The sequence below is a fragment of the Pseudomonas sp. CIP-10 genome, assembly GCF_020911845.1.
GTDB lineage: Bacteria > Pseudomonadota > Gammaproteobacteria > Pseudomonadales > Pseudomonadaceae > Aquipseudomonas > Aquipseudomonas alloputida.
This window is the reverse complement of sequence record NZ_CP087160.1, coordinates 3,480,546-3,504,591: the sequence shown is the minus strand read 5'-3', so window position 1 is coordinate 3,504,591 and position 24,046 is coordinate 3,480,546. Positions and strand designations below refer to the sequence as shown.

Genomic DNA, 24,046 nt, shown 5'->3' with positions numbered 1-24,046 from the left:
GCAGTGTTGCAAGCAAAAGTGTATGTGGTCGATGACGACCAGGGTATGCGCGACTCTACGGTCTGGCTGCTGCAGTCGGTGGGCCTGCAAGCCTTGCCATTCGCCAGCGGGCAGGCGTTTCTCGACGCCTGCGTCGATGATGGGCCCGCGTGTGTGCTGTTGGATGTGCGCATGCCGGGGCTGGGCGGGTTGGCTGTGCAGCAGGCGATGCGCGAGCGTGGCCTGATGGTGCCGGTGATCTTCGTCAGCGGTCATGCCGATGTACCGATCGTGGTGCGGGCGTTCAAGGCCGGCGCCTGCGACTTCATCGAAAAACCCTACAACGACCAGTTGCTGCTCGACAGCGTTCAGGCTGCGCTGGAGCACGCCGGGCTGGCGCGACAGGGCGATCAGGCGCTGGCCTTGGTGCAGGCGCGCATCGACGGCCTGACGCCGCGTGAGCGAGACGTCTTCGTACCGTTGGCCCAAGGGTTGAACAACCGCGAGATTGCCGAGCAGTTGGGCATCAGCGTCAAGACCGTGGACCTGTACCGAGGCCGGGTGATGAAGCGGTTGCAGGCAGGCAGCCTCGCAGAGCTGGTGGGGATGGCGATTGCTTGCGGGGCGGTGGAGGCGCTGGGCCTGCGAGCGCGGTAGCCGCCTTTACGTAGCCCCTGGCAGGGGCGGCGTTGTGTGTCGCAATGGGCCGCAATGCGCGCCTGCTGGGGGCGGTGTGACAGCCAGAAAACACCCACTATTTCATAGCTAGCTAATGAAAGCTTTGACATTCACTGCCTAGGCAGTAATATTTCTACACACTTAACTGAGCAGCCAACGATGGCCCATTTTTCTCCCGAGAACTTCCAAACCTGCGCCATCGGCATGTTGCTTGGCCGTGCTGCGATTCTCAAAGACCGCATTCTTGACTGGCACCTGGAGTCAGAGGGCGTCACCGCCGCGCAGTTCAAAGTGCTGATCATCGTCACCCAGTACCAGGTGGATACCCCGGCCGAACTGTGCCGTTACCTGGGCCTGGACAGCGGATCGATGACCCGCATGCTCGACCGCCTCGAGCAGAAGGAGCTGATCGTGCGCAACCGCTGCGCCGACGACCGTCGCCAGGTGCGCCTGGCACTCACCGCTGACGGCCAGCGCCTGGCCAACCGCCTGCCGGAAATTGGCGCCGCCGCCATGAACGAGTTGTGCGGCGTGCTGGCACCAGAGGAGCTCAAGACCCTGGAAGGCCTGCTGGCCAAGGTGCTGCTCGGTGCTGGCGACCCGTTGACGATCCGCCGCTTCGGCGACCGTTGAACCCTGTAACGAATTATCCAAGGTATTGTCATGGCCACTCCCGCAGACACCCCGACTCCCTCCGTCTCGCCCGAGCCGTCGCGCAAGCGCAAGGCTTGGCTGCTTGGCCTGCTGTTGCTGCTGATCCTGGCAGGGGTCGGCACCTGGGCCTGGTACAGCATTGTCGGGCGTTGGCACGAAAGCACCGACGATGCGTATGTCAACGGCAACGTGGTGGAGATCACCCCGCTGGTCGCTGGCACCGTTACCAGCATCGGGGCCGATGACGGCGACCTGGTCCACGCCGGCCAGGTGTTGCTGCAATTCGACCCGGCCGACAGCGAAGTGGCCTTGCAGTCCGCCGAAGCCAAGCTGGCACGCAGCGTGCGGCAGGTGCGCGGGCTGTATAGCAACGTCGACTCGCTGAAGGCTCAACTGGAAACGCGCCAAGCCGAACTGCGCAAGGCGCAGCAGGACTTCAACCGGCGCAAGGTGCTGGCTGACAGCGGTGCGATTGCCGCCGAAGAACTGTCCCATGCCCGCGACGACCTGAGCGTTGCCCAGGCCGCCGTCAACAGCGCGCGGCAACAGCTCAGCACCAGCAGCGCGCTGGTCGACGACACCGTGGTGTCCTCGCACCCCGATGTCATGGCTGCAGCTGCCGACCTGCGCCAGGCCTACCTCGACCACGCCCGCACCACATTGGTCGCGCCGGTCACCGGCTACGTCGCCAAGCGTACCGTCCAGTTGGGCCAGCGCCTGCAGCCGGGCACCGCGACCATGGCGGTCATCCCGCTGGATCAGGTGTGGATCGATGCCAACTTCAAGGAAACCCAGCTGCGAGAGATGCGCATCGGCCAGCCGGTGGAAATCACCGCTGATGTGTACGGCAGCGAGGTCAAGTACAGCGGCACGGTCGACAGCCTCGGGGCGGGCACCGGCAGCGCCTTTGCCTTGCTGCCGGCGCAGAACGCCACCGGTAACTGGATCAAGATTGTCCAGCGAGTGCCCGTGCGCATCCACCTCAGCCCCGACCAGCTCAAGGACCACCCGCTACGTATTGGCCTGTCCACCGTGGTTGAAGTCGACCTGCATGACCAGAGCGGCCCGACCCTGGCCCAGCAGCCACCACAGAAGGCCAGCTACACCACCCAGGTGTATGACCACCAGATGATCGAAGCCGACAACCTGATCGCCCGGCTGATTCACGAGAACAGTGCAACCGGCAAGACGGCGCAACGATGAGCAACAACGCCGCTGCCCAGTTCACGCCGCCAAGTCTGCTGCTGACCACCATCGGCCTGTCGCTCGCGACGTTCATGCAGGTGCTGGACACCACCATCGCCAACGTGGCCCTGCCGACCATTTCCGGCAACCTGGGGGTGAGCTACGAGCAAGGCACCTGGGTCATCACCTCGTTCGCGGTGAGCAACGCTATCGCCTTGCCGCTGACCGGCTGGCTGAGCCGGCGCTTTGGTGAAGTGAAACTGTTCATCTGGGCCACGCTGCTGTTCGTGCTGGCTTCGTTCCTGTGCGGTATCGCCCAGTCGATGCCCGAGCTGGTCGGGTTTCGCGTCTTGCAGGGTGTGGTCGCCGGGCCGCTTTACCCGATGACCCAGACCCTGCTGATTGCTGTCTATCCCCCGGCAAAACGGGGGATGGCACTGGCGCTGCTGGCGATGGTCACGGTGGTGGCGCCGATTGCCGGGCCGATTCTTGGGGGCTGGATTACCGATAGCTACAGCTGGCCATGGATCTTCTTCATAAACGTGCCCATCGGCCTGTTTGCTGCTGCCGTGGTGCGCCAGCAGATGCGCACGCGCCCGGTGGTCACCAGCCGCCAGCCGATGGATTACATTGGCCTGCTGACCCTGATTATCGGCGTTGGGGCCTTGCAGGTAGTGCTGGACAAGGGCAACGATCTGGACTGGTTCGAGTCGTCGTTCATCATTGTCGGCAGCCTGATTTCGGTGGTGTTCCTGGCGGTATTCGTGATCTGGGAGCTGACCGACCGGCACCCGGTGGTCAACTTGCGCCTGTTTGTGCACCGCAACTTCCGCATTGGCACCATTGTGCTGGTCGGGGGGTATGCCGGGTTCTTCGGTATCAACCTGATCCTGCCGCAGTGGTTGCAGACGCAGATGGGCTATACCGCGACTTGGGCGGGCCTGGCGGTGGCGCCGATCGGTTTGCTGCCGGTGATCATGTCGCCGTTCGTGGGCAAATATGCGCACCGTTTCGACCTGCGGGTGCTGGCTGGGTTGGCGTTCCTGGCGATTGGCACCAGTTGCTACATGCGGGCCGGTTTCACCAGTGAGGTGGACTTCCAGCACGTGGCCTTGGTGCAGTTGTTCATGGGGATTGGCGTGGCGTTGTTCTTCATGCCGACCTTGAGCATTCTGCTGTCTGACCTGCCGCCGCACCAGATTGCCGACGGTTCGGGGCTGGCGACTTTTCTGCGAACCTTGGGCGGGAGTTTTGCGGCTTCGTTGACTACCTGGATCTGGATTCGTCGGGCGGATCAGCACCATGCCTACCTGAGCGAGCACATCAGCCAGTTCGACCCGACGACGCGGCATACCCTTGAGCAGTTGGGCGGGGCCAGCCCGCAGAGTTATGCGCAGTTGGAGCAGATACTCAACGGGCAGGCTTACATGATGTCGACGGTGGATTACTTCACCTTGATGAGCTGGGTGTTTGCCGGGTTGATTCTGCTGGTGTGGTTCGCCAAGCCACCCTTTACCGCCAAGGCGGGGCCGGCATCGGCGGGGCATTGAGCTAAACAAGGCAAGGTCCCGATGCTCTCGCTCTCGCTCTCGCTCTCGCTCTCGCTTCGGCTTTTGATTTTGCTTCTAAGCGCGCGATAGCCCAGGCGCCGCGGATTGCGACTTCAGGAGGCCGAGCGCAGGGCTTGCGAAGGGAGGTGACGGGCATGGATGCCCGTCAAGCGCTGGGCCCCAGGATGGGGCCTGCAGCGCGGTCCTCCCGGGAGCAAGCCCGGAGCGAGGGAACCCCGGAGCGTAGCGCAGGGGCCGGATGACAGGAGCCAGCGTTTTTTGGTTACTTTTTGTCGCGTTTGACAAAAAGTGACCCGCCGTAAGGGCGGAAAGGTGACTGTGCGCCACCTGCGTGAATGAATACCTACTCGATGTGAATGCCCACATCCAAGAAGCAAGAAGCAAGAAGCAAGAAGCAAGAAGCAAGAAGCAAATTCGTCTGTTTTGACTCAGCGAACAGTCCATTCGCGATGGCGACGCTGACTCACCTTTTCGCCCTTACGGCGAGTCACTTTTTGTCAAACGCGACAAAAAGTAACCAAAAAACGCTGCGCTCCCATCATCCGGCCCCTGCGCTGCGCTCCGGGGTTCCCTCACTCCGGCCTTGCTCCCGGCAGGACCGCGCCGAAGGCCCCATCCTGGGGCCTCAGCGCTTGACGGGCATCCATGCCCGTCACCTGCCTCCGCAAGGCCTGCGTTCGGCCTCCTGAAGTCGCGAAGATCAAGATCAAGATCAAAAGCCAGATCAAAAGCCAGATCAACAGCCAGATCAACAGCCAGATCAACAGCCAGATCAACAGCCAGATCAACAGCCAGATCAACAGCCACATCAACAGCAGAGGGTTGGCTGTGCTGATCTTCGTCATTCCAACGCAGCGCCATTTCGCCTATTGTCGATGCTCCCTTCCCCAAACCATTGGCAAACCCATGGAGAACGTCATTGTCATCACCGGCGGCAGCCGCGGTATCGGCGCCGCCACTGCGCTGCTGGCCGCCCGCCAGGGCTACCGCATCTGCATCAACTATCACGCCGATGACCAGGCCGCCGAAGCCATCCTCAGCCAGGTCCGCGCCCTGGGCGCCGAAGCCATCGCGGTGCGCGCCGACGTCAGCGTCGAAGATGAAATCATCCAGCTGTTCCTGCGCGTTGACGACGAGCTCGGCCCGGTCACCGCACTGGTCAACAACGCCGGCACCATCGGCCAGCAGAGCAGGGTCGAGGACATGTCCGAGTTCCGTCTGCTGAACGTCATGAAGACCAACGTCGTCGGCCCCATGCTCTGCGCCAAGCACGCCCTGCTGCGCATGGCGCGCCGGCATGGCGGGCAAGGCGGGGCCATCGTCAACGTATCATCGGTCGCCGCACGCCTGGGTTCGCCCAACGAATATGTCGACTATGCCGCCTCCAAGGGCGCGCTCGACACCTTCACCATCGGCCTGGCCAAAGAAGTGGCAGGCGAGGGCGTGCGCGTCAATGGCGTACGACCGGGCTATATCCATACCGGTTTCCATGCGCTTTCTGGCGACCCGGATCGCGTCAGCAAGCTTGAACCTGGCTTGCCCATGGGCCGAGGAGGGTATCCCGAGGAAGTGGCCGAGGCCATCCTCTGGTTGCTCTCGGACAAAGCCTCCTATGCCACCGGCAGTTTCATCGACCTGGGCGGCGGGCGCTGAGCGCGCCCCTCAAGGTTCCAGCAGCTCGCGAACCCGCTCTGCCAGTGCTTCCAGTTCGAACGGCTTGGTCAACACCAACGTACCTTGCAGCGGTTGGCCGTCGCTGAGCGCCGCGCTCTCATCGTAACCGGTGATCAACAGCACCTTGAGGTCCGGGTAGCGCTCACGGCAGCGTTCGGCTACCTGGCGGCCATTCAGGCCGCCAGGCAGGCCGACATCGCTCAGCAGCAAGTCTGGCCGTTCGCCGCTTTGCAGGTGGGTGAGGGCAGACGGACCGTTCTCGAAGGCGTCCACCCGATAGCCCAGCTCTTCCAACACTTCGCCAATCACCAGGCGCAAGGCCGTCTGATCTTCAACCAACAGAATGCGTTTTGCAGTCTCGCTGCTTCTTTGCAAGAGCGCGCGCGGAGGTTTGCTGATTGGCGCCTGGGCTTGCTCGTGGTGGCGGGGTAACAGCAGCTCGATGCGGGTACCCTCGCCAGGCACCGACAGCACCCGTAATTGCCCACCCGACTGGCGCACGAAGCCATAGGTCATGGACAAACCCAGGCCGGTGCCCTGGCCCATCGGCTTGGTGGTGAAGAACGGCTCGACTGCGCGCTCGACAACTTCAGCCGACATGCCGCTACCGTTGTCGACGATGCTCAGCCGCACGAACTCGCTGGCCGGCAGTTCCAGTGCCACGGCCTGCTGGTCGTCAAGCTGCAGGTTGTCGCCAATGATCTCGATCACACCACCGGCAGGCATGGCATCGCGCGCGTTGATGCATAAGTTGAGCAAGGCGCTTTCCAGTTGGGGAGGGTCGATGAAGGTCGGCCACAGCTGGCTGGCAAAGCGGCTGCTCAGGGTAATCGCCGGGCCGATGGTGCGGCGCAGCAGGTCTTCCATGCCGGCCACCAAGGTGGCCACTTGCGTGGAGCAGGGTTGCAGGGTCTGCTGGCGGGAGAACGCCAGCAGCCGGTGCACCAGCGAAGAGGCCCGCTGCGCCGCGCTGCTGGACAGCTCCAGCAAGGGCGCCAGGGCGTCGAAGCGTGACTGCTCAAGGCGTTGCCGCATCAGCTCCTGGGCGCCCAGGATGCCGCCCAGCAAGTTGTTGAAGTCGTGGGCTATGCCGCCACTGAGCTGGCCTACGGCTTCCATCTTCTGTGCCTGGCGCAGCGCCGCTTCGGCCTTGGCCAAGCGTTCCTGCTCCTGTACTCGCTCACTGATGTCATAGGCGAACAGAAACGCGCCATGTACCTCGCCTTCTGGGTCGCGCAAGGCGTTGAAGCGCAACTCATAATGGCGCAGCGCGGGGGGCTTGCCGAAGGTGCCGATCTCGATGAACTGCTCGCCTGCCAGGGCGCGCTGCCACATCGGCAGAACAGGCGTCTGGCCGGCGGTGCCATCCTCGAACAACCCGGGCAGGTATTCGCCGATTTCGGGTGTCCTCCCGTACAGCAGGTGGAAGTCATGCCTGGCCTGGCGATTGACAGCCAGCCAGCGCAGGTCCTTGTCGATCACATGCACATTGACCACACTGTGATCGACCAGCTCGGCAAACAAGCGTCGCTCCGCCAGTGCGGCATTCACCCGTTGTTCGAGCTCTTCGTTCAGGCGCTGCAGGGCCTGCTCTGCACGCCGGCGTTCGGTGACATCCTTGAACAGTACCGCTACCTGGCGTTTCTCGGCAGGTTCTATGCGAAAAGTGGTCACCGACAGCACGTGGCCCGTGGCAATCAGTTCCTGCTCGAAGTGCAGCGGTTCGCCGGTGCGAAGCACCGCGCCATAGCGGGCCACCCAGTCATCCGCCTCATCGGGCACCATCTCGCGCAGTTTTTGCCCGACCACGTTGGGGATGCCGGCGTGTTTGGCATAGGCTGCGTTGGCCAGCACGTGCACGTAGTCACTCAGGGGGCCATGGGGGCCATCGAAGAACTCGATGATGCAGAAGCCTTCGTCCATGGTGTCGAACAGTGAGCGATAGAAGTCCTGGTCGTGCGCCTGGTGGCTTGCAAGCCGTTGCTCCAGCAGTGTGTTCTGTCGCTGGAGGTCTTCGACTTGTTGGCGCAGTGAGTTCAGATCACGAGAAGGCATGCCTGCGTCCGGCCAATGAAAAGTCCTGACTTTAACGTGTTCACCTGCAGGCGAATAGCCACTCAGGGTGACTGGGCGGTGCTCCCCAGCAGCCGTTCAAGCGCCTGGGCAAGTGCTTGAAGATCGAATGGCTTGGCCAGCAGTTCGGTGCGCCGGTCGGGCCGCACTTTTGCCGTACTGTGCGCAAGGTCATAGCCTGTGATCAGCAGCACCGCTGCATGGGGGGCAATACTTCGACAGGCGTCCGCGAGTTGGTAGCCATCGATACCCCCAGGCAGGCCGACATCGGTGATCAGCAAGTCCGGTGCAGGGGCTTCCCGCAAGGCCTTGTATGCCTGCCGGCCATCTTCGAATGCCTGAACTTCATGGCCCTGATCTATCAATACCTCCAGCATGACCAGGCGCAGGGCCGGCTCGTCTTCCACCAGCATCACCCTGCACGCGCGCTGCTGAAGCGAGGCCGCAGGCGCAGGCCCCTCGACGTGGGGGTTGGGTGAAGCGGCGGCGATGCTTTCATCGCAGGGGAGATACAGGTTGATGGCCGTACCCTGGCCAGGCGTGCTATCGATGACCAGCTGGCCACCGGATTGCCGCACAAAGCCGTAGACCATCGACAGCCCAAGGCCAGTGCCCTGGCCGAGCGGCTTGGTGGTGAAGAAGGGCTCTAGGGCGCGCTGCATCACTGCTTTGGACATGCCCATGCCGGTGTCTTCAACGCGGATACGCAGAAACTGGCCAGTGGCCAGGCCCCGCTGTCTGGCTTCGGCGCCTTGCACTTCGACATTGGCGCAACCGATGCTCAAGGTGCCGCCAAGCGGCATGGCGTCACGGGCGTTGATGCACAGGTTGAGCAGCGCGTTTTCCAGTTGCTGTGCGTCTATTCGGATAGGCCATAGTCCGGCATGTGTCTGGTCGTGGTAGTCGACATAGGGGCCGGTGGAGCTGCTGATCAGGTCGTGCATACCGGCCACCAGTTGCTGCACATCGACCCGTTGCGGGACCAGCGTCTGCTGCCGTGAGAATGCCAGCAAGCGCTGCACCAAGGCTGCGGCGCGTTGGGCGTTGTGCCGGCTGAGTTCAAGCAGCTGCGCGGTGTCCGCCAGGCGTTGCTGCACCAGACGTTGCCCGGCCAGTTCCAGGGCGCCAAGGATGCTGGCCAGCAGGTTGTTGAAGTCATGGGCAATCCCGCCGGTCAACTGGCCGACCGCCTCCATCTTCTGCGCCTGGCGCAGTGCTTCTTCGGCCTGCTGCAGGCGTTCCTGTTCGGTCACGCGCTGCGTGATGTCATAGGCGAACAGGTAGCCGCCCTGAATTCGCTGCTGAGCATCGAGCCACGGGTGGTAGCGAATTTCGTAGTGGCGTGGTGCGTCGTCCAGCCCGAAGGTGACGGTGTCGATGAACGCTTCCCCTGCCAGTATACGCGGCCATATCGGGGCCAGGCGGCCCATGATGTCGGGTTGATCGGTCAGGAACTGGGGTACGTAGTCGCCAATCTGCGGCACGAAGCCTCGGTAACGTTCGAAGGTTTCGCGCGCCGTGCGATTGATGGCCAACAGGCGCATCCTGCGGTCGGCAGCAAACACGTTGGCTGGGCTGTTGTCGAGCAGTTCTCCAAGCAGCCTGTCATGCGCCTGGACGCTGTCTTCGCGCTCTGCCAGCCGTGCTTCCAGTTCTGCGACACGCGCTTGCAATTGGGCAAAGGACGCAAGCGTATCTGGCTGCATGACGAAGGCCTGATGATCGGATCGAGCAACTATAGTCGCCCCTCGGGCCCCTCGCTATCAGAACGAGCGAATGATCCGCCCGAGGGTTTCCATGGCCTGTTCGGCGCCGTCATGCCAGGGGCTGCCGTAGTTCAGGCGGATGCAATTGCCAAAGCGTCGGGTGGGCGAAAAGATCGGCCCAGGGGCGATGCTGATGCCTTGGGCCAGGGCCATGTGGAACAGCTTGAGGGCGTCCATCTGCTCGGGCAGTTCCAGCCACAGGAAGTAGCCGCCGGAGGGCTGGCTGACCCGTGTCTGCGCCGGGAAGTGGCGGGCGATGGCTGCCAGCATGTTGGCCTGCTGGCCCTCCAGCGCGTAGCGCAGCTTGCGCAGGTGGCGGTCGTAGCCGCCGTGTTGCAGGTAGTCGGCGATGGCCGCCTGAGCCGGCATGGAGGCACACAGGGAGGTCATCAGTTTCAACCGCTCGATCTTCTGCGCAAAGCGCCCGGCGGCCACCCAGCCAATGCGATAGCCCGGTGCCAGGCTTTTGGCGAACGAGCCGCAGTGCATGACCAGGCCCTGAGTGTCGAAGGCCTTGGCGGGTTTGGGCGCCTGTTGCGAGTAGTACAGCTCGGCGTATACATCGTCTTCGATCAACGGCACCTGATGGCGCGCCAGCAACTCCACCAGGGCCTGTTTCTTGGCCTCCGGCATGCTTGCACCCACCGGGTTCTGGAAATTGGTCATGCACCACACGGCCTTTACCGGGTGCTTTTCCAGGGTCTGCGCCAGCACCCCCAGGTCCATGCCCTCGCGCGGGTGCACGGGGATTTCCACGGCCTTGAGCTTGAGCCGCTCCAGCACCTGCAGGCAGGCATAGAAGGCCGGGGCCTCGATGGCGACCAGGTCGCCCGGCTGGGTCACGGCCTGCAGGCACAGGTTCAGGGCCTCCAGTGCGCCGTTGGTGATCAGCAGCTCTTCCATTGGCAGCATCAGCCCACCGACCATGTAGCGCAGGGCGATCTGCCGGCGCAGCTGCGGGTTGCCGGGGGACAGATCGGTCACCACCATGCGCGGGTCCATGCTGCGGCTGGCACTGGCCAGTGAGCGCGACAGGCGTTGCAGCGGGAACAGCTCAGGGCTGGGAAAGGCTGAGCCGAAGGCAATGGTGTTGGGGTCCTTGATCGAGTCGAGGATCGAAAATACCAAGGCGCTGACGTCGACATCGGTAGACTCGCTCACCGGCTGCAGCGCCTGCGGCTCGCTGAACTGACGCGGAACGTGGGCGTTGACGAAATACCCGGAGCGCGGCCGGGCGCGGATCAGCCCGCGGCGTTCCAGCAGGTAATAGGCCTGGAACACGGTAGACGGGCTGACCCCGTGGGTCTGGCTGGCGTAGCGCACGGACGGCACGCGCTGGCCGGGGCCCAGCACCCCGGAGCGGATCAGTTCGGCAATGTCATCGGCGAAGCGTTCGTAGCGTTTCATTCTGGCCTTCTGTCCAGCCTGGCAGGCAAGGTGGCGTGAGTGTAAGGGATCAGCGGTTCATGGGGGCGACGAAGCGACTGTGCGCCACGCTGCGGATAGCGGGGTCGTCACGCTCGCTGATTTCAAAGCTCAGCGTCTGCGAGCTGCTGGTCGGGCGCTCGGCGAGCATCGCCACCGACACCGGCAGTTCGCTCATTTCGCCAGCAGGGATGACCAGTGCGCTACTGCCCTGCAGGGTGAAACCGTCAGCGTCCAGCAGGCGCAATTGATAGTGCTGGGTACGTTCGGTCTTGTTGATGACCTTGAGCAGGTAAATGTTCTCGATCTGGCCTTGGGCGTTTTCACGGAACAGGCCGCGGTCCTTGATCACATCCAGCGATACCATCGGGCGCATCTGCAGGGCCACCACCAGTGCCCCGATCATGACCAGCAGTGCGGCAGCGTAGCCCAACAGGCGCGGGCGCAGCCAGTGCGTGGTACCGCCTTGCAGGCTGTGCTCGGACGTGTAGCCAATCAGGCCGCGGGCGTAACCCATCTTGTCCATTACCCCGTCACAGGCGTCGATGCACGCGGCACAGCCGATGCAAGCCATCTGCAAGCCATCACGGATGTCGATGCCGGTGGGGCACACCTGCACGCACAGGGTGCAATCGATGCAGTCGCCCAGTCCCTGGGCACCGACATCACTGCCTTTCTTGCGCGGACCACGGGCCTCGCCACGACGCGGGTCGTAAGCGACCGCCAGGGTGTCCTTGTCGAACATCACGCTCTGGAAGCGCGCATACGGGCACATGTGCAGGCACACCGCTTCACGCAGCAGGCCGGCATTGATGTAGGTAGCGGCCGTGAAGAACAGCACCCAGAACAGTGCCACACCGCCCAGTTGCAAGGTGAGCAATTCTGCGGCCAGTGGCCGGATCGGGGTGAAGTAGCCGACGAAGGTCAGCCCCGTGAGCACGCCAATGGCCAACCACAGGCTGTGCTTGAGCGTGCGACGGGCCAGTTTGTTCAGGCTCCAGGGCGCCGCGGCCAGCTTGATGCGCTGGTTGCGGTCCCCCTCGGTAACCTTTTCGCACCACATGAATAGCCAGGTCCAGGTGCTTTGTGGGCAACTGTAACCGCACCAGACGCGCCCGGCGTAGACGGTGATGGCGAACAGGCCAAAGGCACAGATGATCAGCAACGCCGACAGCAGGATGAAGTCCTGTGGCCAGAAGGTGGCGCCGAAGATGTGGAACTTGCTGTTTCCCAGGTCCCACAGTACGGCCTGGCGGCCGTTCCAGTTCAGCCAGGCCGTGCCGAAGAACAGCACGAACAGGGCGCCGGCAAAGCCGATGCGCAGGTTACGGTAAAGCCCGGTAAAGCTGCGGGTCTGGATGCCGCTGTCGGTGCGTCGCGCTTGGATGCTGGCTGGGGCGGTGGCGATCTCTGTAAAAGGGATTCTATCGTTCATGGTTCGGTGCTCATCAGGCCTCGATCAGGCATGAGCACTATGGCGCTGAAGCTGTTATCAGCACAGGTTCAGATTTTACGATAAAAACCATATCAGATTTGCCGCATGGCCCCGCCAGGCCTCATATCACCGAGCCTGGCGCGCTGGCCTTCAGATGCCTGCGGCTATCCACCGCACCCGCCACGGTCAGTGCATCGGCCTCGGTTTCGGTAATGGGCACGCGTTGGCCGGCCAGTATGGCCACCGACATACGCAACTGTTCGTCGGTGATGATCTCGATATCCGGGCCTTCGCCCTCGATGCGCAGGCCTTCGCCGATCAGTGTGCAGCGGCGGGTGGTTTCGTCGATTTCAATGGGCATGGTGGGGTCCTCCCGGGGTGATTACAGGGTGGACCGCGGTCAGGGGCCAGTTGCTGCATCAGCAAGCTGAGCGGCACTTTGCAGTACGTGTGACGGTCAACCATGCAGAGGGCAGGCTTGCTGACGTGGCGGGCGGATTCATGAAGCTCAAGCAGGGGACACAACTGCGATGGATGTCATCTGGCAAGCAATCCAGGCGGAATTCGCCGATGTCACCGATGAGCGCGAGGTCACGCAAATCCTTGTGCGCTTGCTGATGGCTGCTGTGCTCGGCGCAGTACTGGGCTTCGAGCGCGAACACAAGGGCAAGTCTGCCGGGGTGCGTACCCACATGCTGGTGTCGCTGGGGGCCGCCCTGTTCGTGCTGGCGCCCAGTATGGCGGGGGCCGATGAACAGGCACTCAGTCGGGTGATCCAGGGCATCGTTGCCGGTATCGGTTTTCTCGGTGCGGGTACCATTCTGAAGGGTAACGGCCAGGACACCAGCCATGTGAAGGGCCTGACGACCGCTGCCGGGCTATGGATGACGGCTGCCATTGGCACGGCGGCTGGCATGGGGCGCGAAGCCACGGCGCTGATCAGCACGGTACTGGCCCTGCTGGTACTGGGCACGATGCCGTTGCTGGTGGAGAAGGTCGAAGGACAGAATGAGGAGAAGCAGAAGGAGGAAGAGGGCAGGAAGCACTGAGGGGAGCCGAAGCTCCCCTCAAAGCGTTGTTGCCTGCTCTTTTTTTATTATTGGGACCGGCCTTTTGTTGTTTTTGTCGGCTTGTCCTGGTGTTGCGGGCGACCCCCATGCGGGGTCAAGAGCAAACGTATTTTTTTGAGCGCTGACCTGCTTTCATCATTGCTGATCCGAACCTGGCTGCCGCTACCTTGAGGTAGTTTTATTGTTCTGTGCCAGACCGCGGGGCGAACCCCTGAAAAGCGTGTCGACTCCAAAAAAATCTGCTTGCTACGCCTCTGCCGTGTTGTTCTTGTTATGTCAGAGCCGTTACCTGTTGTTTTTATTGGGTATCGCGTTTTTTTTGTTCTTGTACCAGAGATATAGCAGGGTGCGTGCCAACTTTTAAAAACCCTTTAAAATCAATGATTTAAGAATTTTGGTCGACACCGCCCAGCCTGAAATTCTGCCGATTTGTTTCCCTGTTACCCGATTTTTTGCTGTGAAATGTGCGGGAGGTAACACTTCACCCACACCAATGTGACACCGGTGTGACCTATTGTGCGCTGCACGCCCGTGCTACCCGCGACCCGTTGTCGCGGCCTAGCACGCCGCTGATGCGCTGGCCGGCGGCTATCAGCCGGCCCAGGTCGATGCCGGTTTCAATGCCAAGCCCCTGCAGCAGGTACACAACGTCTTCACTGGCGATATTGCCGGTAGCACCCTTGGCGTAAGGGCAGCCGCCCAGCCCGGCTACCGAGCTGTCGAATACGCTGATGCCCTCGAGCAGGCTGGCATAGACGTTGGCCAAGGCCTGGCCGTAAGTGTCATGGAAGTGTCCGGCCAACTGCTCGCGCGGTACCTGGGCCGACACCACCTCGAACAGGCGTCGGGTGTCGCCTGCGGTGCCGGTGCCAATGGTGTCACCCAGCGAGACCTCGTAGCAGCCCATGTCGTGCAGGGCGCGGGCCACCGGGGCCACCTGCTCGGCGCTGACCTTGCCCTCGTAAGGGCAGCCAAGCACACATGACACATACCCGCGCACGCGCACGCCGTGGCTGCGCGCAGCGTCCATGATGGGTTCGAAGCGCTTGAGGCTTTCGCTGATCGAGCAATTGATGTTGCGTTGCGAGAACGCTTCGGAGGCGGCAGCGAACACCGCTACTTCCTTGACCCCGGCAGCCAGGGCGTCCTCGAAACCGCGCAGGTTCGGCGCCAGTGCGGCATACGTCACGCCGGGGCGCTGCTGGATGCCGGCGAACACCTCGGCAGAGCCGGCCATCTGTGGCACCCACTTGGGGGACACGAAACTGCCCACTTCTATATAGGCCAGGCCCGCTTCGGTGAGGTCGTTGACCAGGCGTACCTTGTCGGCGACGCTGATGGGCTGGGCTTCGTTCTGCAGGCCGTCGCGGGGGCCGACTTCGACCAGGCGGACGTGTTTGGGCAAGGACATGGCGGGTTTCCTGTGGCGTTCAGCGGTTGTCTTTGTTGTTCAGGGTGGCGGCCAGGGCTTGTTCGCAGCGTTCCTGGGCGGTGTCCAGTTCCAGTTGCATCTGGTGAATGTCCAGCATCTGCTGCTCCAGTTGCGCGCGGCGCTCGGCGATCTTCGCCAGCATGCTGTTGAGCTGTTTGAGGTTGCCGCTGGTGGGGTCGTACAGTTCGATCAGTTCGCGGCACTCGGCCAGGGAAAAGCCGATGCGTTTGCCACGCAGGATGAGCTTCAGGCTGACCTTGTCGCGCGGTGAGTAGATGCGTTCCAGGCCACGTCGCTCAGGGCTGAGCAGGCCCTGTTCTTCGTAGAAGCGGATAGCGCGGGTGGTGATGTCCAGCTCGCGGGACAGGTCGGAGATGCTGTAGGTCTGAGTGCTCATGCTCGGGCTCGGCGTGGGGTATGCAGATATCCTGAGGGTAGGTTGACGTATACGTCAAGAAGAGGCCGGCAAGGATTATTCCGACAACCCTGATCTGCGATACGCATTGGGCGTTTGCCCACTCAAGCGCTTGAACCACCGGGCGAAGTAGGTCGGGTCGGTAAACCCCAGGCTGTCCGACAACTGCCCGATGCTCATCCGCGTGTAGATCAGGTTGCGTCGCGCCTCCAGCAACAACCGCTGGTGCACCACCTGCAACGCAGTCTGGCCACTCAGCGCCCGGCACAGCTGGTTCAGTTGCAAGCTCGGAACATTCAGCCGCGCGGCAAACGCTTCAACCGACAGATGTTCGCGGTAATGCGCTTCGACCAGGCGCAAGTATTGCCCCAGCAACAGCCGGTCACGTTCATCACGGTTACGCGGTGCCTGCCCTTGCTGCTGACGGCGGCTGATCCACACCATCAGCGCGGTCACCAATGCTTCGAGCATCGCTGCGCGTGCCGGGGCATTGCCTTGGTACTCCCGCTGCAAGGTGTCGACCAGGCTGCGCAGGTGCACGCGGTCATGGCCCAACGGATAGCACGCAGGTTGTGCCAGCACCGTCAGTGGCGCGCCCAGGCGCTGTTCCAGGTTCGCTACAAGGGAAGTACCAAAGGTCAGGACATAGCCCTGGATATCGGCGCTGAAGCGAAAGCCATGCACGGTCATCGGTGGCACGACCTGGATCGCCGCTTCGCCGATGGCACTGCGCACCCCCTCGATCTCCACCTGGGCCTGGCCACGCTGTACATACAGCAGCTGGAACAGCTCGGCATGCTGGTGCGGCTTGATCTCCCAGTGATGCAGGCGGCTGCGTGCCGGGATCGACTCGCAGTGCAGCAGGTCGGTGCCGGGCCAGGCCTGATTCTCGCCATACAGCTTGAACAACGGGACGCCGGGGAGGGTGGATTTCATCTGGGCTGACCTGTCCGTTAATCGAACGCTTTTCGTAAAAGTGCAGGTTTTTTATGGAATAGCACACTTAAGCGGCGTTTTCTGCCAGTAAAAATGCAATGGCAAACCCTAACAGTAGATGCCGCCCCGCTGCCAGTCCCGGGCCGGTATCGTCCGAACAGAGACAACAACAATGAAAACTCAGGTTGCAATTATTGGTGCAGGTCCGTCTGGCCTGCTGCTGGGCCAGCTGCTGCACAAGGCCGGTATCGATAACATCATCGTCGAACGCCAGACCGCCGAGTACGTACTAGGCCGCATCCGCGCCGGCGTGCTGGAGCAAGGCACGGTCGACCTGCTGCGCGAGGCCGGCGTGGCCGAGCGCATGGACCGTGAAGGCCTGGTGCACGAGGGGGTCGAACTGCTGGTTGGCGGGCGTCGCCAACGCCTGGATCTCAAAGCCCTGACCGGCGGCAAGACGGTGATGGTCTACGGCCAGACCGAAGTCACCCGTGACCTGATGCAGGCCCGCGAAGCCAGTGGTGCGCCGATCATTTATTCAGCCGCCAACGTTCAGCCGCATGAATTGAAAGGCGAGAAGCCCTACCTGACGTTCGAAAAGGATGGCCGGGTGCAGCGGATTGACTGCGACTATATCGCCGGCTGCGACGGCTTCCACGGCATCTCGCGGCAGAGCATCCCGGAGGGCGTGCTGAAACAGTATGAGCGGGTTTACCCGTTTGGCTGGCTGGGCCTGCTGTCGGACACACCGCCGGTCAATCACGAGCTGATCTACGCCCACCATGAGCGCGGTTTCGCGTTGTGTAGCCAACGCTCGCAAACACGCAGCCGCTACTACCTGCAGGTACCTTTGCAGGATCGGGTCGAGGAGTGGTCTGACGAGCGTTTCTGGGACGAACTGAAAGCCCGTTTGCCCGCCGAGGTGGCGGCGGACCTGGTTACAGGCCCCGCGTTGGAAAAAAGTATTGCGCCGCTGCGTAGCCTGGTGGTCGAACCCATGCAGTATGGTCACCTGTTCCTGGTGGGTGACGCGGCGCACATCGTCCCCCCTACCGGTGCCAAAGGCCTTAACCTGGCGGCCTCCGACGTCAACTACCTGTACCGCATTCTGGTCAAGGTGTACCACGAAGGGCGCGTCGACCTGCTTGCGCAATACTCGCCGCTGGCACTGCGCCGCGTGTGGAAGGGCGAGCGCTTCAGCTGGTTCATGACCCAACTGCTGCATGACTTCGGTAGCCACAAGGACGCCTGGGACCAGAAGATGCAGGAAGCTGACCGCGAGTACTTCCTGACCTCGCCGGCGGGCCTGGTGAACATTGCCGAGAACTATGTGGGGCTGCCGTTCGAAGAAGTGACCTGATCTGTCATTGCGCAAACCTGGCACTCACGCAAAGAGCAAAGGCTGCATTGGTCAGCGAATGGCTTGCCGGTAATTACACCAAGGCTTGAAGTCGAGACTGCGTATGACCGACAGTGCTTCGCTGAATAGGTGATGGCAGGATGCATGACGATGAAATATCCCACCCCGCTGATCGGCGCTCTGTGCCTGCTGGTTACCAGTAACTGGGCCGGTGCCGACCAGGTATTGCCCGCGCCACCGGAACTGGCCTCCGGCTACCGCAGCGGTTTGCAGCCTGTGCACGCCAGCCGGCACATGGTCGCCGCAGCCAACCCGCTGGCCAGTGAAGCGGGGCGGGCGATGTTGCGTGCCGGCGGCAGTGCGATTGACGCCGCCATCGCCATGCAGATGGTGCTGACACTGGTCGAGCCGCAGTCCAGTGGGATCGGCGGCGGGGCGTTCATCCTGTATTGGGATGGCAAGCGCGTGCAGGCATTCGACGGGCGTGAGGCAGCACCTGCGGCGGTGACGGAAAAGCTGTTCCTGCAAGCCGATGGCACACCCATGCCGTTTCGGGTGGCGCAGATCGGTGGGCGTTCGGTGGGCGTGCCCGGGGTGCTGCGTGCCCTGAAACTGGCCCACGAGCAGCACGGCAAGTTGCCCTGGCACGCCCTGTTCGCCCCCGCCATCGCCCTGGCACGCAACGGCTTCGCGGTTTCCGAGCGCCTGCACACGCTACTGGCCGGGGACCCCTACATTGCCCGCTCACCCGCAATGGCTCGTTACTTCCTGGATGAACAGGGCAGGCCGCTGGCCGTGGGTACAATTCTGCGCAACCCTGAGTTGGCACAGACCTTCGAGCAGATCGCCGCACAGGGGCCCGAGGTGTTCTACAGCGGTGAAATTGCCGAAGCCATCGTCGCCAAGGTGCGTGGCCATGCCAATGCCGGGTATCTGTCGTTGCAGGACTTGCAGCGGTACCAGGCCAAGGAGCGCGAGCCGTTGTGCGGTCCCTACAAGGCCTGGCAGATCTGCGGCATGCCGCCGCCCTCATCGGGTGGGGTGACCGTCCTGCAAACCTTGGGCCTGCTCGAAGCCGTGCAGCGCACCGCGCCGCAACGCGACCTGGCAGCGCTGCGACCGCTGGCCACCTCGTCCCCGGCCCGCCTGGAAGCCCCGCCGTTGGACGTGCACCTGATTGCCGAGGCCGAACGCCTGGCCTACGCCGACCGCGCTCAGTACCTGGCCGACAGCGACTACGTGCCCGTCCCGGTCAAGGCCCTGACCGATTCTGCTTACCTGGCCAGCCGCGCGGCGCTGATCGGCGAGCACAGCATGAAGCGCGCCCGCCCGGGCCAGCCGCAAGGAGCGGACCTGGCACTTGCGCCCGACCGCTCGCCACTGCGCATCTCCACCTCTCACCTCAGTGCGGTGGATGACAGCGGCCAGGCCCTGGCCATGACTACCTCGGTGGAGGCCGCATTTGGCTCGCACCTGATGGTCAAGGGCTTCCTGCTCAACAATCAGCTGACCGACTTCTCGTTCATCCCCCACGAGCACGGCAAGCCTGTGGCCAATCGGGTGCAGCCGGGCAAACGGCCGCTGTCGGCCATGGCGCCGACATTGGTGTTCTCGCGTGCCACGGGCGAGTTTGTCGCGAGCCTCGGTTCGCCGGGTGGTTCGCAGATCATCGGTTACGTGAACAAGGCACTGGTCGGCCTGCTGGATTGGCAGCTCGACCCGCAGCAGGCCGCCGGCCTGCCCAACTTCGGCAGCCGCAATGCCGGCACCGAAGTGGAAGCAGGGCTGAGCAGCCCGGCGCTGATCCGCCAGTTGGCAGCCTGGGGCCATGAGGTGACACCGATGACCATGACCAGCGGCATGCAGATCATCCAGCGCAGCGGCGAGGGTTGGTCAGGCGGTGCCGATCCCCGGCGGGAAGGAGTGGCCCTCGGTGACTAGCCGTGATAGAACGCAGACTTGCCATTCAGTCGTTGAATATCTAGATGTCTATCAGCGTGAAATCGAATAGGGCTCTGTTCGACCTAGACCTGCTGCGCGCCATTGTCGTGGTGGCCGACTGCGGCAGCTTCACCACCGCTGCCGCGCGGCTGCATTCGACCCAGTCGACGATCAGCCAGAAAGTGCGCCGCCTGGAAGACATGGTCGGCCACCGCCTGCTGGTGCGGGGCAACCGTGACGTGCTGCCGACCGACGCCGGGCAGACCTTGCTCGGCTATGCCCGGCACATGCTGGCCCTGAACGATCAGATGCTTGAAGCCCTGGCCGGGGCGATGGTGGGCACCACGGTACGGCTTGGTGTGCCCGAGGACTTCGTGGGCGGGCGTACCACCAATGCGCTGTCGGCATTCAGCCGGCTGCACCCACAGGTGAAGCTCGAAGTGACCAGCGGCTTGTGCCGTGACCTGAGCCAGGCCTATGACAATGGCGAACTTGACCTGGTGCTGCTCAAGCAGCGGCGCAACAGCCGTGAGGGTGTGGCCTGTTGGCCAGAGCGTCTGCAGTGGATCGACAGCGCACACACGCCTGCCTTCGAGCTGGACCCGATCCCGTTGGTCACCTTTCCGCCACGCGGCCTGTACCGCGAGGACATGATCAACGCCATCGAAGGCATGGGGCGGCGCTGGCGCATCAGCTTTACCAGTTCCAGCCTCAGTGGCATCCAGGCTGCGGTCGCCGATGGCATGGGTATCAGCCTGCTGCCACCCAGGGCGGCCACCGGCGAGCACAGGGTGCTGGGGGCCGGGCAAGGGCTGCCGGAGGTCGACAGCTATGAGATCGTCATCGTGCACCGGCCGACGGCGGATGTGATGGTCAAGGCGTTGGCTGAGGTGATGACGCAGTTGCTGGCGGGCGGTGGGATCTGACGGTCAGTGGGAAATACGCTTGCACACGACCCAACGCCAGTGCGATCACTGTGGGCTTTTCCGGCGAGCACGGGCTAAGCCCGTGCCATGCACCGTGCAGCCTGCTTAGCGGGCATGCCTGCTCCCACACGTTCGACTAAACCGATTCAATGTCAGGCAACCCGTCGGATGCGGCTTTTGCCAGCGCGGCCTCGGGTGTGGCTGAACAGGTCTTTCGGGTCGTCCTCAACCCACGGCACCAGGTCGATCTTGGCACCCATCCCGCGCTTTTCGGCTTGCTGTAGTACGTACCGTAGTACGGTGTAGTCTTCGAGGGCGAAGCCCACCGAATCGAACACAGTGACCTGGCTGTCGCTTTGGCGGCCCTCGGTTTCACCGCGCAGCACGCGCCACAGGTCGACCACCGGAAAGTCCGCCGGCAGCTGCTGGATCTCACCTTCGATACGGGTTTGTGGCTCGTACTCGACGAACACCCGTGCGTTGCGCAGCACATCGGCGTGCAGCTCGGTTTTGCCTGGGCAGTCACCGCCCACGGCGTTCAGGTGCATACCGGGCTCCAGCATGTCGGGGGTAATGATGGTGGCGTAGGCCTTGTCGGCCGTCACCGTGGTGATGATGTCCACGCCTTTCACTGCCTCGGCTACCGAGCTGGCTCGGCGGATGGTCAAGCCGCTGTATTCCTTGAGGTTGGCGATAAGCTTGGCGGTGGCCAGCGGGTCGGTGTCGTAGGCGACGATTTCTTCGATGCCCAGGTGCTTGTGGAAGGCCAGGGCCTGGAATTCGCTTTGCGCGCCGTTGCCGATCAGCGCCATCTTGCGCGCGTTCGGGCGGGCCAGTGCCTGGGCTGCCATCAGCGAAGTCGCTGCGGTGCGCAGGGCGGTGGCGATGGTCAGTTCGGACAGCAGCACCGGGTAACCGGAGTCGACATCGGCCAGTACACCGAAGGCCATCACCGTATGCAGGTTGCGTGCAGTGTTGGCCGGGTGGCCGTTGACGTATTTGAAGGCATAGCGGCTTTTGTCGGCGACCGGCATCAGTTCGATCACGCCCACTTCCGAGTGGTTGGCAACGCGCGCGGACTTGTCAAACGCCTGCCAGCGTTTGAAATCGTCCCGCAGGGCAGCGGCAAGCTCGCCAATAAACGGCGCTACGCCAATGTCATGCACCAAGTCCGACATGGTTGGAACATCAATGAAATACGTCATGCTCTTGCACCTTGTTATTGTGCGCTTGCCCAGCAGTGCGGGGTAAGCGCTTGAGATTATCGAAGTGAAGCCGCATGAACATTTTGATGACAGGTTGCGCCAATCGGAAGCATACAGGTTGTCAGTTTTGTCAGGCTTCTGGACAATCTGCCAACCCAACGTAGCAATCTGATTATTTGGCAGGCTTATGGACACGATCGATCGGGAACTGATTGCACTGTTGCGGGACAACGCACGTACCCCTGTGCTGACCCTGGCAAAAAAGCTGAAGGTGGCCAGGGCAACGGTGCATAACCGCATCACCCGGCTTGAAGAGCAGGGTGTGATCATCGGTTACACGGTACGTCTGCGCTCCGATGCGCTGGATCAGGGGGTGCGGGCAATCACCAGCATCGGCATCAGCGGCCACCATGCCGCAGAGGTCAAGCACGCGTTGCGCGGGCATCCCAATGTGGTGGCCATCCACACCACCAATGGCCGCTGGGACTTGATGGCAGAGCTGCGCGCCGACACCCTCGAAGCGTTCGACCGGGCGCTGAACACCATCCGCTCGATCCCGCATATCGAGAACACCGAGACCAGCATCCTGCTGTCGACCTACAAGATGTGACCGCTGAGCCAGAGAGGGGTATTGCATAAAAAGCTGCTGGCCCTGCTGCAGTCGGTCTGCGGCCTGGCGGCACTTCAAGGTTGGCGCTCAGCCACCGCTCGCAACGTACGCAACGTCACCACCGGTGTATCCACCACAAACCGGTTGGCCAGCCACCCCGGCACATCCCCGGCAGGGGCGGCCTGCAACTGGTAGGTCACCTCGGTCACCCGGTCACCCAGCGGTCTCATCTGCCACACGCCACTCAGGTGCTCTACCCGGATCAGGCCGTCAACCCTGGGGATCCTGTCGGGATCGGCGCTCAGGTGGCGCACCAGGGTACCGTCGACCAGGCGTTCGCTGGTCACTTTCAGCACAATGTCCCGTGGCCTCGCCGGCCAAGGCAGCTGAGTGGTCAGGTACACCCAGGTGTTGTCACCCTCCACATCCAGCAGGCGCATCTGGTCACAGGCGTACAGCCACTTGCAGGCTACGCGCAGGTTATCCTGCAGGCCAGTGAGCGTGCGCACGCTGGCTTTCATGGTGCTGACACCACGAAATTGCTGGTAGGGCGAGTCGCCTGCATCTTTCAGGTACACGCGAATGCCTTCGCGGTCGTAGGCCAGGTGCCAGTCATCGGCGGCCAGGGCAGAGGCGCACAGCAGCAAGGCCGCGAGCAGCAGGCAGCGGTTCATGGCCGGTACCCTGCAGGGGTGGGTATTTCAGTATGCGCGGCAAACAGAAAGCCCGCCAGGTTGGCGGGCTTGCGGGCATCAGCCTGAGCTTAGCGCTTAGGGTTCAGTGTCAGGTGTACGTGACGGTTCACGTCCTTGTACAGCAGGTAGCTGAAGTTGCCTGGGCCGCCGGCGTAGCAGGCTTGCGGGCAGAAGGCGCGCAGCCACATGAAGTCGCCGGCTTCCACTTCGACCCAGTCCTGGTTCAGACGGTACACTGCCTTGCCTTCCAGCACGTACAGGCCGTGTTCCATCACGTGGGTTTCTGCGAACGGAATCACACCGCCCGGCTGGAAGGTGACGATGTTCACGTGCATGTCGTGGCGCATGTCGGCCATGTCGACAAAGCGGGTGGTTTTCCAGCGGCCTTCGGTGCCCGGCATCTCGATGACGGTGGCGTTGTCGCGGTGGGTGACGAAGGATTCCGGCACGTCCAGGCCTTCAACCTTCTGGTAGTGCTTGCGCAGCCAGTGGAAGGTGACGTTGGACTTGCTGTTGTTACGCAGGCTCCACTCGGCGCCCGGGGCCAGGAAGGCGTAGCCGCCAGGTACCAGGGTGTGGTGTTTGCCTTCGACGGTGATGTCCAGTTCGCCTTCGACGATGAACACCACGGCTTCCGCATCGGCGTCCAGCTCAGGGCGCTCGCTGCCGCCTTCCGGGGCCAGTTCGACGATGTACTGGGAGAACGTTTCGGCAAAACCGGTCAGCGGGCGGGCGATGACCCACATGCGCATCTTGTCCCAAAAGGGCAGGTGGCTGGTGACGATGTCACGCATCACGCCTTTAGGGATGACGGCATAGGCTTCGGTGAACATGGCACGGTCAGTCAGCAGCTCGGTTTGAGCCGGGTGCCCACCGTGGGGGGCGAAGTACGAATGGTTCGACATGGACAATCTCGACTTGTTGTTCTCTCCCCATGCCTTGAACCGCACCGGCCGGTGCGGCGCAGGGGATGTGGCCACAGAATAGGGTCGAGTGCGTGGCATCCACAAATTAAA

The 24,046-nt window shown here is 62.7% G+C and carries 21 protein-coding genes; 10 read left to right on the top strand and 11 right to left on the bottom strand.

The features are described from left to right. The first annotated feature begins 3 nt into the window (after positions 1-3). From LMH93_RS15930 to LMH93_RS15910, 5 genes are all read left to right on the top strand, one after another. Complete coding sequence (locus tag LMH93_RS15930; protein ID WP_010954406.1) at positions 4-636, top strand: response regulator transcription factor; 633 nt, start codon at positions 4-6, stop codon at positions 634-636. 180 nt (positions 637-816) lie between these two features. Further along, positions 817-1,290, top strand: a complete 474-nt coding sequence (locus tag LMH93_RS15925) for a MarR family winged helix-turn-helix transcriptional regulator (protein ID WP_003247811.1) — start codon at positions 817-819, stop codon at positions 1,288-1,290. Positions 1,291-1,320: 30 nt separating this feature from the next. Beyond that, positions 1,321-2,514, top strand: a complete 1,194-nt coding sequence (locus LMH93_RS15920) for an HlyD family secretion protein (protein WP_180689828.1) — start codon at positions 1,321-1,323, stop codon at positions 2,512-2,514. Beyond that, positions 2,511-4,046, top strand: coding sequence for a DHA2 family efflux MFS transporter permease subunit (locus tag LMH93_RS15915; RefSeq protein ID WP_004575310.1), 1,536 nt, complete (start codon positions 2,511-2,513; stop codon positions 4,044-4,046). The genes LMH93_RS15920 and LMH93_RS15915 overlap by 4 nt, the downstream gene beginning before the upstream one ends. Before the next feature lie 927 nt (positions 4,047-4,973). Then, complete coding sequence (locus LMH93_RS15910) at positions 4,974-5,720, top strand: SDR family oxidoreductase (RefSeq protein ID WP_029380669.1); 747 nt, start codon at positions 4,974-4,976, stop codon at positions 5,718-5,720. A gap of 9 nt (positions 5,721-5,729) precedes the next feature. On the opposite strand, the gene LMH93_RS15905 is transcribed toward LMH93_RS15910, so the two are convergent. The 5 genes from LMH93_RS15905 to LMH93_RS15885 all read right to left on the bottom strand — a co-directional run bounded on the left by LMH93_RS15905 (position 5,730) and on the right by LMH93_RS15885 (position 12,801). Beyond that, positions 5,730-7,796 carry a PAS domain-containing protein gene (locus LMH93_RS15905; protein ID WP_230064359.1) on the bottom strand — a complete coding sequence of 689 codons (2,067 nt, stop codon included), beginning with the start codon at positions 7,794-7,796 and terminating at the stop codon, positions 5,730-5,732. Positions 7,797-7,858: 62 nt separating this feature from the next. After that, positions 7,859-9,520 (bottom strand): PAS domain-containing sensor histidine kinase, encoded by a 1,662-nt coding sequence (locus LMH93_RS15900; RefSeq protein ID WP_098090036.1) that lies wholly within the window; start codon positions 9,518-9,520, stop codon positions 7,859-7,861. Positions 9,521-9,577: 57 nt separating this feature from the next. Continuing rightward, positions 9,578-10,987 carry a GntR family transcriptional regulator MpaR gene (gene mapR / locus LMH93_RS15895; RefSeq protein WP_003247831.1) on the bottom strand — a complete coding sequence of 470 codons (1,410 nt, stop codon included), beginning with the start codon at positions 10,985-10,987 and terminating at the stop codon, positions 9,578-9,580. Between the two features lie 49 nt (positions 10,988-11,036). Beyond that, positions 11,037-12,440, bottom strand: a complete 1,404-nt coding sequence (gene ccoG, locus LMH93_RS15890; RefSeq protein WP_230064358.1) for a cytochrome c oxidase accessory protein CcoG — start codon at positions 12,438-12,440, stop codon at positions 11,037-11,039. A gap of 121 nt (positions 12,441-12,561) precedes the next feature. Next, positions 12,562-12,801: a DUF3203 family protein gene (locus LMH93_RS15885; protein WP_003247835.1), complete on the bottom strand. Its 240-nt coding sequence runs from the start codon at positions 12,799-12,801 to the stop codon at positions 12,562-12,564. Between the two features lie 169 nt (positions 12,802-12,970). On the opposite strand from LMH93_RS15885, the gene LMH93_RS15880 reads away from it, so the two are divergent. Beyond that, positions 12,971-13,489, top strand: coding sequence for an MgtC/SapB family protein (locus LMH93_RS15880; protein WP_012052114.1), 519 nt, complete (start codon positions 12,971-12,973; stop codon positions 13,487-13,489). A 532-nt stretch (positions 13,490-14,021) separates the two neighbouring features. Here the strand turns inward: LMH93_RS15880 and LMH93_RS15875 are convergent. The 3 genes from LMH93_RS15875 to LMH93_RS15865 form a co-directional block, all read right to left on the bottom strand. After that, positions 14,022-14,921, bottom strand: coding sequence for a hydroxymethylglutaryl-CoA lyase (locus LMH93_RS15875; RefSeq protein ID WP_003247838.1), 900 nt, complete (start codon positions 14,919-14,921; stop codon positions 14,022-14,024). 19 nt (positions 14,922-14,940) lie between these two features. Further along, positions 14,941-15,339 (bottom strand): MerR family transcriptional regulator, encoded by a 399-nt coding sequence (locus tag LMH93_RS15870; protein ID WP_003247847.1) that lies wholly within the window; start codon positions 15,337-15,339, stop codon positions 14,941-14,943. Between the two features lie 75 nt (positions 15,340-15,414). After that, complete coding sequence (locus tag LMH93_RS15865; RefSeq protein ID WP_230064357.1) at positions 15,415-16,293, bottom strand: helix-turn-helix domain-containing protein; 879 nt, start codon at positions 16,291-16,293, stop codon at positions 15,415-15,417. 172 nt (positions 16,294-16,465) lie between these two features. Between LMH93_RS15865 and pobA the strand changes: the two genes are divergently transcribed. The 3 genes from pobA (at position 16,466) to LMH93_RS15850 (ending at position 20,520) form a co-directional block, all read left to right on the top strand. Next, positions 16,466-17,653: a 4-hydroxybenzoate 3-monooxygenase gene (pobA, locus tag LMH93_RS15860; protein WP_064493370.1), complete on the top strand. Its 1,188-nt coding sequence runs from the start codon at positions 16,466-16,468 to the stop codon at positions 17,651-17,653. Between the two features lie 150 nt (positions 17,654-17,803). Continuing rightward, a complete protein-coding gene (gene ggt, locus LMH93_RS15855; RefSeq protein WP_230064356.1) occupies positions 17,804-19,594 on the top strand; it encodes a gamma-glutamyltransferase in 1,791 nt (596 codons plus the stop codon). Between the two features lie 44 nt (positions 19,595-19,638). Continuing rightward, a complete protein-coding gene (locus tag LMH93_RS15850; RefSeq protein ID WP_003247855.1) occupies positions 19,639-20,520 on the top strand; it encodes a LysR substrate-binding domain-containing protein in 882 nt (293 codons plus the stop codon). A 152-nt stretch (positions 20,521-20,672) separates the two neighbouring features. Here the strand turns inward: LMH93_RS15850 and LMH93_RS15845 are convergent, their stop codons facing one another. Next, positions 20,673-21,725, bottom strand: coding sequence for an ornithine cyclodeaminase (locus tag LMH93_RS15845; protein WP_230064355.1), 1,053 nt, complete (start codon positions 21,723-21,725; stop codon positions 20,673-20,675). A gap of 187 nt (positions 21,726-21,912) precedes the next feature. Between LMH93_RS15845 and LMH93_RS15840 the strand changes: the two genes are divergently transcribed. Then, complete coding sequence (locus tag LMH93_RS15840) at positions 21,913-22,335, top strand: Lrp/AsnC family transcriptional regulator (protein ID WP_003247861.1); 423 nt, start codon at positions 21,913-21,915, stop codon at positions 22,333-22,335. Positions 22,336-22,409: 74 nt separating this feature from the next. On the opposite strand, the gene LMH93_RS15835 is transcribed toward LMH93_RS15840, so the two are convergent. Together LMH93_RS15835 and LMH93_RS15830 are read right to left on the bottom strand one after the other, a co-directional pair. Continuing rightward, on the bottom strand, positions 22,410-23,009 hold the full coding sequence (locus tag LMH93_RS15835; protein WP_230064354.1) for an START domain-containing protein: 600 nt from the start codon (positions 23,007-23,009) through the stop codon (positions 22,410-22,412). Positions 23,010-23,098: 89 nt separating this feature from the next. Beyond that, positions 23,099-23,935, bottom strand: a complete 837-nt coding sequence (locus tag LMH93_RS15830) for a bifunctional allantoicase/(S)-ureidoglycine aminohydrolase (protein WP_003247865.1) — start codon at positions 23,933-23,935, stop codon at positions 23,099-23,101. Between the last annotated feature and the right edge of the window lie 111 nt (positions 23,936-24,046).